Below are 9,018 nucleotides of genomic sequence, written 5' to 3' on the forward strand. Positions count from 1 at the left end.
CTCATTGCTTGTTCAATCTCCTGGGTGACACGAACGCACCGAAGACGGTGGAACAACCTGCGCAAATCGAATGCTGCGAACGAGAGAGGCGGCTGACGGACTCCTCAGCGGGCGTGCTGACCCAAGGTGATTACTGTCAGACCATTTACTCTCCCATTCTAACAGCTTCAGCTTTGAGATGGAAAAAGACGCGGCTGGCTGCCGCGCCTTAAACCGTAACTATATTGTAGGAGCTGATTACTGAGCTTCCGTCGGAAGGAAACCAGCACCGGGGACGTCCCTTCCGCCGCTATCAGTTTAACCGTGAGATTTTACAGAAGGTATTTTGGTAGCATTTCTTTTGCTTAAAACAGGCAACAACCAGAGAGCATACGCTCTGTGTGTTGTACCACCGTTTTATCAAAATAGGACCTTTGTGAGACACTTTAGCCCACCGTTGAAAGCTATGATTCTGTACCGAAAACATCCATACCTAGTATTTGGTTACTTGTTCTTACCATAAATTTTGCTTCCAAACCACACACTACACTGCTTGGCTAACCAGAGATAACCAAACAAATTATATATCCAGTTTTTCCATATCTTCTAAAATTTCTATCTCTGAACACTGTCGTGTCGGAGCCGCAAGTTCTTCCCCAGTTTCTATATTTCCAAATCTGTCCACTTTGGTAGTATTCATGATCAGAATAACAATTGCCGTCAGCGGACGTGCCATATAATCTGCTACTTCCTTGCGGCCAATGTCTAAGCAAGCTATTTCAAAATCCTCTGTTTGAAACCCTGAGATCCACATACCACTGTGGCATAAGCCCTTGAATATACCCTCTCAGGCGATGCCAGTCTGATATCCCCTCTGCATACATCTTCCCATCTTTGTAAGACACTGTGTTGATCGCAAAATGCAGGTGGAGATGGTCCGTATCCCCATGCAGCCCATAAACCGACTGATACTTATGGTAGTACCGGAAGATATCAAATCCAATCTGCATAATCTTCTCATAGCTGATGAATTCAGTGCGGTCAAAGGATACGATGAAATGGCGGACCTGACGGCCCTGTTCTTTGCCCCAAAGCTGCTTAACCAGCTGCATCTGTTCTGCGGCATAGCGCGGATCAACGCCATACCCCCCTATGTAACCATATCCTCCCCGACAAATATAGCTAATTACATCATGTAGTGCTTCCTCGTCGTTATACGATTTGTTTATCATAATAAGCACTGGCATAAACCGGAAACCTCCCCTTGAATTTCATCAATGACAACATCATCAATGGTAAACTTAGCTTTATTCAAAAGTGTATGGATGTTGCAAATATGTTCCATCACCTGTTGATTTTGAGCGTTATTCCCAGATATTACTGCATTTGATAAAGCACGCCGAATATATGCGCTCTCACTTAGTCCACTGGCACGAATAGATGGAATTAACTCGTCATAAAACTCCTCCGAAACTCGTGTTTTCATAAACATGCTTTTTCTATTTTTCTTCTGATTCATAATTTTTCCTCTATTATTTTATTATTTTGATATAACATGGTATTAAATAGACATATATAGCTAGATATATAGATATAGATCGTATTCTTGTTAGAGAGAAGAAAATAGAAAGAAATAGATATATAGATATGGTTTTAATTGGAAAACAGTAAATAGCCACAAGAGATATGCTTTGTGTCACATATCTCTTTACCCTATTGTTATATCTCAGTAAAAAAGAAATTGCTCCGGCAGATTTCTCTGCCGGAGCATTCGTTAGAACCGAGGCAGCTGATTTAAAAATCAATTGCCTCGGTTAGATTATCTTTGTTATCTTCCGAATCACTTATGGATGATTGATCCGGCCTACAATATCTTGCATCTGGATATCCAGTCCATTTTTCAGCAAAGCCAGAACATCTTCCTGCTCTCTGTCGGTGAGGATACTAGCTGTACGACGGCGGAACTTTTCCTGCATCCAAGCCAGATCCACATGATCGGTATGCTCACCAGGCGCTGCATACACCTGTGATTTCAACTCCCGACCATCCTTCAGGCAAATCTCCACCCAAGCCAGCCGCTTGGCTGGGAACTGGGCTTCCATTTCCGAATCTACATCGAAGGTAAGACGCTGCATCATATCTAGCACCCGAGAATCATCCAGAGCAGACTCAATCACCTGCTCCATACCTACATCTCCATGTACCAGCGCAGACGCCACCGGCCAGGCAATGTTGTACTGGGCTTCATCTGCTGTGTGAGGCCTCATTTTGCTCAGCTGTGCCGCGGAATCAAAGGTATGCACACAGACCCGCTCCACATCCTCATAGGTGAAGGCATGGGCTTTCATAAGGTCGATGCAGGCCTGGATAGGCTGATGAGCCCAGCGGCAACAGGTGTAGGGCTTGAAATAGAGATTCATGATCTCGTAGGTCTCACCCAAGGAATCCAAATACTTCTGATATTCCGGGGTTTCCAGCAAGTATCCATAGGCGGTGCTGCCCGCCAGAGTTTCCAGCGCTGCCTCTGCACCCACCAGAGCTCCGAAAGGTACGCCGTCCTTATTCATAGATGGATACTGCACCGAGCGCATCACTGGGGTAAGAGGCGCGTGGAACTCAGCCATAGACAGCGCGTTATTCATCTGCTCCTGGGTAAAGCCCAGCAGACGCCCCATTCCTGCGGCGGTACCAAATGCGCCATAGGTACCGATGCTGTGGAGATATTGATAGTGGTCCTGCACTGCCAGGCCGCAGCGAATTGCTGCCTCATAGCAGACCACCAAGGTGGTGAGATACTCCCGGTAGGTAACGTTTTTCTCCAGCGCCGCAGCCAGCACGCCGGCCACAAACGATGTCCCCGGGTGGCCCTTGATCATATTGTGGCCATCATCAATATCAAAGGAGTTGGAGGCATGGGACATGGCCACGACAGCGCCCAACAGGCCAAAGGTCTGGTCGCTGCCCACCACAGGGATGTCGCCATCTTTATAGTAGGCCTGGGCAGTGCGCATACCTGCCTGGAACTGCTGTCCTTTGCTGCCCAGTAGCAGAGCAATCATCAGATCGATGCCGCAGACGATGGCACGCTCCTGGATCTGAGGGGGAAGGTTCTCCCAGGAGGTATCCAGAATATAGCGTTCCAGGCGGTAGTTGGTATGAAATTCCATATATAGGCACCCTTTCTTTTTCCTGTCCTAACTATTTCTGCGTTTTATAACACGCATACATAATCGGAGGATGCATATGTCAATTACTTTTGAATCTGAGCAAAATATTTTTGAGTCAAGGCAATTACCTTTTTACGCTGAATAACCAGGATAGGCAGGTTGACAAACATAATAATGCCAAAGATAACATCTACCATATTCCACATAGTACTCGGCTTACTGATGCATCCAATGAAGCAGAGAACAATAAAGAGGGCACGGTAAACTTTAATATACCGAGGCTTAATGAGTGTACTGAGCTGAGCTTCTCCCATATACCCAAAGCCAGCAATTGTGGTAAAAGAGAAGAGAAGCAGTGCAAAGCATACAATATACTCCAAGGGACCATACGTTTGTGCAAAGGCCTTGTTTACCAAGGTCGCAGATACCTCAGAATCAAGAGGCAAACCACTTGTTAGAACTGTTAATGCAGAAATCAAGCAAATGGCACAGTCAATAAAAATTTCTGGAATTGCCCAGATTGCCTGCTCAATGGGATTATCAACCTTTGCAGGTGCGTGCGCAATGCTGAAGATGGCCTGTCCGCCACCGTTAGAGAAGAAGCCTCGTGCAAAGCCATACCGGATTGCGTAGGAAAATCCATAACCGATAGCTCCACCACCTACCGCAACTGGGGTAAATGCGCCGGTCACAACAGCAACTAGAGTCTCCGGAATCTGCTTGGCATTTACTGCCAAAACAACAATACCGAACAGCAAATAAGACAACGCCATAATCGGAACTAGAATTTCCGATATAACACCTAGCCGTTTAATACCTCCTACAACAATGATTCCAATAATAATTGCAAGAATAACACCCTCTACATAGAGGTTTGCTGTTACTGGTACAATGCTATTGAAGTTGGTAATAAACGTGTTGGATTGAATCATGTTGCTGACCAAGCAAGCCAGTGCTGTTAAAATCGTCATCAAGGCTCCAAGCCATTTGATGCCTAGGCCCTTTTCCACATACATCGATGGTCCGCCCCGATATTCACCAACTTCATTTTGTTCCCGGTACATAATCGTAAGCGCAATTTCGTAATACTTCATTGTCGCTCCTAAGAACGCAGCAATGATCATCCAAAAAACAGCACCTGGCCCACCAGTACAAATTGCGGCCGCAACACCAACAATATTACCCATGCCAACGGTTGCCGCCAAGGAAGCACACACGGCACCAAAACGCGAGATGGTTCCCACTTCAGAGGAGCTGCTGCTCTTCCCCAAAGACCCTAAAGTCCGCTTGAAAACAAGGGGTAAATTCCGAAAAGGAAGAAATTTAATGCTAAAACCTAAAATGACACCAACCACGGTCAAGAAAACAATGGCAGGGATCCCCCAGAGGATATTGTTTAACTTGGTAATTAAAACATTTAAGACATCAGTTATCATGAAGTATCCTCCTCTAAATACTAGGTGAAATTGAGTCTCAGGTACAAATTATAGGTTAAGGAAGTTGCGCAGAATAGTCTGACCGGCAGAAAAGCGCTCATTGGTCCACTCAGGATGGAATTGCAGGCCAAAAACGGGGACCCCCTTTTTCTGCATGCCGTGGATCTGACAAACATCTCCAAAGGCAATTCTCTCAAATCCTTCTGGAATTGTCTTCACCTCATCCCGGTGCATACAGTAGCAAAAGAAGGGGGAAACAAGGCCCTCAAATAGAGGGCACTTGTTATCCTCAAAAACACGAATAAATCCGGATTCAACGATATCGATATCGTCACAGGGAATCATTTTATCCATACTACTTCCGTTGGCAACGCCCAACAACTGGTGTCCTGCACAGATACCTAGAGTAGGGGAGGTAACATGGCGTAGATACTCTAACTCAGAGCTGTAAGAGGAGAGAATCTCCGCCATTGACCAGTGATGAGTCACTCGGCCATAGAGCACTGTATGGGTGGGGGCTATCTTTTGTACGTTCTCTTTATTGAGCTGGCTGTGGTGGATTACTGTGATCTGAACTCCAGGCTGGGCCTGCTCCAGAGCACGTTTCAGATACGGAACCCAGCCCATATCATCAATATCACGCTCGTTATTGACCAATAAAACGTGACTCATAATTTCCTCCTATCTATGTCTGTTGTCCCTAGACCTTAGGTCAGCGTACCTTCGTTAAGGTAAGCCAGCAGCTGCTCCTTGGACATGTTATCAATGCCCAGGTAAGCCAGATTATAACGGCTGGTCTCAAAGAAACTCTTCTTGTGCATCGCGCCAGCCAGAACAATCATAGAGTCGATGATGGGAGTGGGCACACCGTAAGCCACACCCAGGTCATGATAAACCTTACAGCCGATGGGCACGTCCTCGGTGAGATAGCGGTGATGGATGGTGTTGGGGCCGGTGTTGCCTTCGTTGGAGGGCTGATCCAGAGGGAACACCACATTGTCGTTTCCGTTCTCATCCAGGCCCATGTACTCCTGGGTCAGCACGCTGCGGCGGGAGAAGAACATCTCATACTTGTAGGAGGGGCAGCCCACGCCGATGGCCTCGGCCAGGGCGATCTCCTCATTGTAGAACTGATACTGGACCTCACAGATGGAGGGGCACAGGCCGTGGGAGTACATGGAGTAGGTGGTTTTGTCGTGGCCGCAGAAGATAACGCCCCAGTTCTCCATGGTGGACACGCCCAGAATGGTGGCAGGAACATGGATGACGGGATTGACATTTGCAAAGTCTACATCCAGCACGGTGTTTGCAACAGAGGGGCCATCTCCGTTGGTCACGGCGTCCATGCAGGGCAGGTACTTGGAGGATTCAATAAATGCCTCGGTATCCTTCATAGGCAGGGCAGCGCCGCGCAGGGTAATGGCGCGATACTTGGCACTGACGTGGGGGAACTGGAACTTGCCAATGCTCTCGATGCGGGTGCCGTAGGGAGCGGAGGACCAGCCACCTACGATGACCTTCTTCTCGCAGCCCATCTCCCGCATCAGGCGGCGCAGCAGCAGGCAGCCGAAGTTATCCGCGAAGATGTGGATGACCTGGCCGTCCTCCAGGTGAGGGATCAGGGCACGGAACATGGGCTCATGGCCCCAGGAGCCGCAGGCCACCACGATGAGGCCGGCTCCCTTAACGGCAGCCTCCATGTCGGAGGTGACCAGGTCAAAGAATGCGCGACCAGAGCGCTCAAAGCAGTACTTGTTGCGCTGCACGCCGTCCAGCAGGATACCGGTCTTGTCCACGTCCTTCAGAGAGGTGGCGGCAAAGGGCATTGCATCGTAGAGACGAACTTCCCGCCCAGCCAGTTTCATGTCCGCCGCACAGGTTTTACCTACGGCACCGCCGCCCAGAACTGCGATGGGCATATCCTTCAAGTATTCCATATTGCACATGATAATTGCCTCCCATTAAATTATGTTTTGCATAATTTTCTTATGTTTTTGTTTTTTTCTTTGTGCCATCTGCTATGCCTACACTATACACGCCCTCAGACGATTTGTAAAATAGATATATTAGAGCGATAGATTCAATATTTTTGAATGTTCCGTTGTGATGGCCCCTACGACCAGATAAGTCCGGGAGACAGGAATACCTATTGCCCCAGATCTCATAACGCGATATAATTTTTTAAAAATGAGGCAGAGGTGAGCTTATGGAGCTGCGCAATGTGTATACATTTATTCGTGCCGCAGAATTAAAGAACTTTTCTAAAACTGCAGATCTGCTTGGCTATGCTCAATCCACCGTTACCATGCAGATCCACCAGCTGGAAGAAGAGCTGGGAAAACCTCTGTTTGACCGGTTGGGCCGCACGGTCTCTCTCACTACCTTTGGAGAGGCATGCCTGCCCTTGGCCCGTAAATTGTATGCCACTGCGCAAGAGATGCAGAGCCTGAACCTGGAACCAGCGGAATTAACAGGCACTCTGCGCATCGGGGTCGTGGAATCTCTGTTTGTCTCAGATTTCCTCCAGGTGATTTCCAGGTATCAAAGCCAATATCCCAATGTTCTGTTGGATCTGCATATGGCCTCTTCCTTGGAAATCTGTGATCTGCTATCCACAAATAAGCTTGATATTGGATATCACCTCATGGACGGAAATGATTTCCCTGACCTGCTCCACCTTCATCAGATGCATTCAGAAGCAGTATTTGTCGCAAACCAGAACCACCCTCTGTCCGCCGCCACTACACACTCCATCCAGGAGATTCTGCGGGAAAACTTTGTTCTCACCGAGGAAATCAGCGTTTACCACCGGGCCTTGCAAAAGGTTTTATATGCGCAGAATTTAAAAATCAAGGAGCGCATTCGTCTCAAAAGTACACGGGGCATCATCGATGTCTTGAAGTACAGCGGGGGGATCTCATTCCTGCCCCGATACTCCATCACAGAAGATGTAACGCAGGGATTTTTGAAGATTATCCCTTGTTCCATCCCAAGTATCCCAGTAACAGTTACCTTGTCCGTACACAAAGAAAAGTGGATTTCTCCTCAGATGCAGGGTTTTATCCATCTTTTGAAGGACACTAAGCTCTGATGGCCTGCTTCTCCTCTCCCCTGTTGCTTCCCCTGCACTACGCTGCAAAATAAAAATGCTCCGACAGAGAAATCTGCCGGAGCATTCGTTTTGCGGCTATGATTGCTGCTAAAAGAGTTAAGCTTCCTAAAAAAGCCGGTATAAATAAGCTTTTGCAGCAGGATGACTTACTGTTTTAGCAAATTATTTAGCACACCTCTCCCCTTCCTCTATTCTGGGAACACAGTTGATAACCGGTCTGCTCTGGGAATCCACGTATAAGAATTCACCGACTCTGAGACCTCGAAGCATCTTCTTGTAGTTCTCGATCGAATCTGCTCCATGGGCAAGGCGTTTGGCAAGATCATTGACTCTGTCGTTACCGGGATAAAAATAAGTCTGCAACGCCGCCTGATTCAGTGTTTCCACAGTTCGCTTATCGCTGATCCACTGGGAGGCAAACCAGCCGGAAAAGTGATACTTCCGCCCTTCCCGCAGGATTCGGCTGAAGATACTGTTTTCCGTAAAACGGAAGCGCTGGCATTCATCCAGCACTACCACAACGGGGCAACCAGTCTCGCTCCGGCTGACCTTCTCGGACCACAGATCAAATAACAAAAACTGAGTAAGCATAGTCTGGGCAGAGAGATTGGGAAGGGTGTCAAAACGCAGTACTGTGATGCCTGGATACTCCAGCGGCCAGGAAAAGGTTTGGGAGACAGGTAGCAGCAGATTACTTAGATCCTGCAGCCGCGGAAGCGTGGGAGCCATGGCCCTGGCAAGTTCTGGAGTGTTCTGCACTTGGGCAATGAGACCAGACAATCCAGAGTTGGCCTCTCCCCTCTCAATATAGTCTTTCAGGGTATTCCGAAGATAAACTTGCTGCAAACTGCCCCGTGTACCGCCGATGGATAGAACCGTCTCAGCCACCCGCGCAGCGATGTCGTAAGGCTGTTCCCGGCAGTTTTGCCCTAACAGCAGCGGACGGAATGGGTTGATCCCAGTCTGAGTTCTCACATTCAGACAGTCACAGGACAAGCCCGATGGATGTAGGTCCCCCGCATAGTCAAACACGATGCAGCGCACTCCCTGCCCGGGCAGCTGGGCGATACAGTGCTTTAAAAAGCAGCTCTTTCCTTGTCCACTCTGACCAGAGGCATATAGATGGGAATTGGAGGCGGCAGCCCAAGTAAGCGGCGTCCCCATGCGGGATGTACCGAAAGAAAGCATAAAGTCCATATCCCTTACACCTCCTACAATATAGTTACGGTTTAAGGCGCGGCAGCCAGCCGCGTCTTTTTCCATCTCAAAGCTGAAGCTGTTAGAATGGGAGAGTAAATGGTCTGACAGTAATCACCTTGGGCCA

General features: G+C 48.2%; 10 protein-coding genes. 2 read left to right on the forward strand and 8 right to left on the reverse strand.

The genetic code is table 11. The features are described 5' to 3' along the window. On the forward strand, positions 1–212 hold a 212-nt coding region (locus ACEVJL_RS16600; protein ID WP_374738468.1), incomplete at its 5' end, for a hypothetical protein. 347 nt (positions 213–559) lie between these two features. Here ACEVJL_RS16600 and ACEVJL_RS16605 read toward each other — a convergent pair. From ACEVJL_RS16605 to ACEVJL_RS16635, 7 genes are all read right to left on the reverse strand, one after another. After that, on the reverse strand, positions 560–715 hold the full coding sequence (locus tag ACEVJL_RS16605) for a hypothetical protein (RefSeq protein WP_374738469.1): 156 nt from the start codon (positions 713–715) through the stop codon (positions 560–562). A 43-nt stretch (positions 716–758) separates the two neighbouring features. Continuing rightward, positions 759–1,226, reverse strand: a complete 468-nt coding sequence (locus tag ACEVJL_RS16610) for a relaxase/mobilization nuclease domain-containing protein (RefSeq protein WP_374738470.1) — start codon at positions 1,224–1,226, stop codon at positions 759–761. Then, positions 1,208–1,498, reverse strand: coding sequence for a plasmid mobilization protein (locus tag ACEVJL_RS16615; protein ID WP_374738471.1), 291 nt, complete (start codon positions 1,496–1,498; stop codon positions 1,208–1,210). The genes ACEVJL_RS16610 and ACEVJL_RS16615 overlap by 19 nt, the downstream gene beginning before the upstream one ends. Before the next feature lie 325 nt (positions 1,499–1,823). Next, a complete protein-coding gene (locus ACEVJL_RS16620) occupies positions 1,824–3,146 on the reverse strand; it encodes an MmgE/PrpD family protein (RefSeq protein WP_374738472.1) in 1,323 nt (440 codons plus the stop codon). Between the two features lie 83 nt (positions 3,147–3,229). Next, complete coding sequence (locus tag ACEVJL_RS16625; RefSeq protein ID WP_374738473.1) at positions 3,230–4,582, reverse strand: alanine/glycine:cation symporter family protein; 1,353 nt, start codon at positions 4,580–4,582, stop codon at positions 3,230–3,232. A 48-nt stretch (positions 4,583–4,630) separates the two neighbouring features. Then, complete coding sequence (locus ACEVJL_RS16630; protein ID WP_374738474.1) at positions 4,631–5,254, reverse strand: glutamine amidotransferase-related protein; 624 nt, start codon at positions 5,252–5,254, stop codon at positions 4,631–4,633. Between the two features lie 35 nt (positions 5,255–5,289). Further along, complete coding sequence (locus ACEVJL_RS16635) at positions 5,290–6,528, reverse strand: NAD/NADP octopine/nopaline dehydrogenase family protein (protein WP_374738475.1); 1,239 nt, start codon at positions 6,526–6,528, stop codon at positions 5,290–5,292. 260 nt (positions 6,529–6,788) lie between these two features. Here ACEVJL_RS16635 and ACEVJL_RS16640 point away from each other — a divergent pair, with 260 nt between their 5' ends. Continuing rightward, positions 6,789–7,673: a LysR family transcriptional regulator gene (locus tag ACEVJL_RS16640; protein ID WP_374738476.1), complete on the forward strand. Its 885-nt coding sequence runs from the start codon at positions 6,789–6,791 to the stop codon at positions 7,671–7,673. 183 nt (positions 7,674–7,856) lie between these two features. On the opposite strand, the gene ACEVJL_RS16645 is transcribed toward ACEVJL_RS16640, so the two are convergent. Beyond that, positions 7,857–8,891 carry an ATP-binding protein gene (locus ACEVJL_RS16645; RefSeq protein WP_374738477.1) on the reverse strand — a complete coding sequence of 345 codons (1,035 nt, stop codon included), beginning with the start codon at positions 8,889–8,891 and terminating at the stop codon, positions 7,857–7,859. Positions 8,892–9,018 lie beyond the last annotated feature (127 nt).

The sequence above is a fragment of the Flintibacter porci genome (assembly GCF_041925195.1).
GTDB classification, from domain to species: domain Bacteria; phylum Bacillota; class Clostridia; order Oscillospirales; family Oscillospiraceae; genus Lawsonibacter; species Lawsonibacter porci.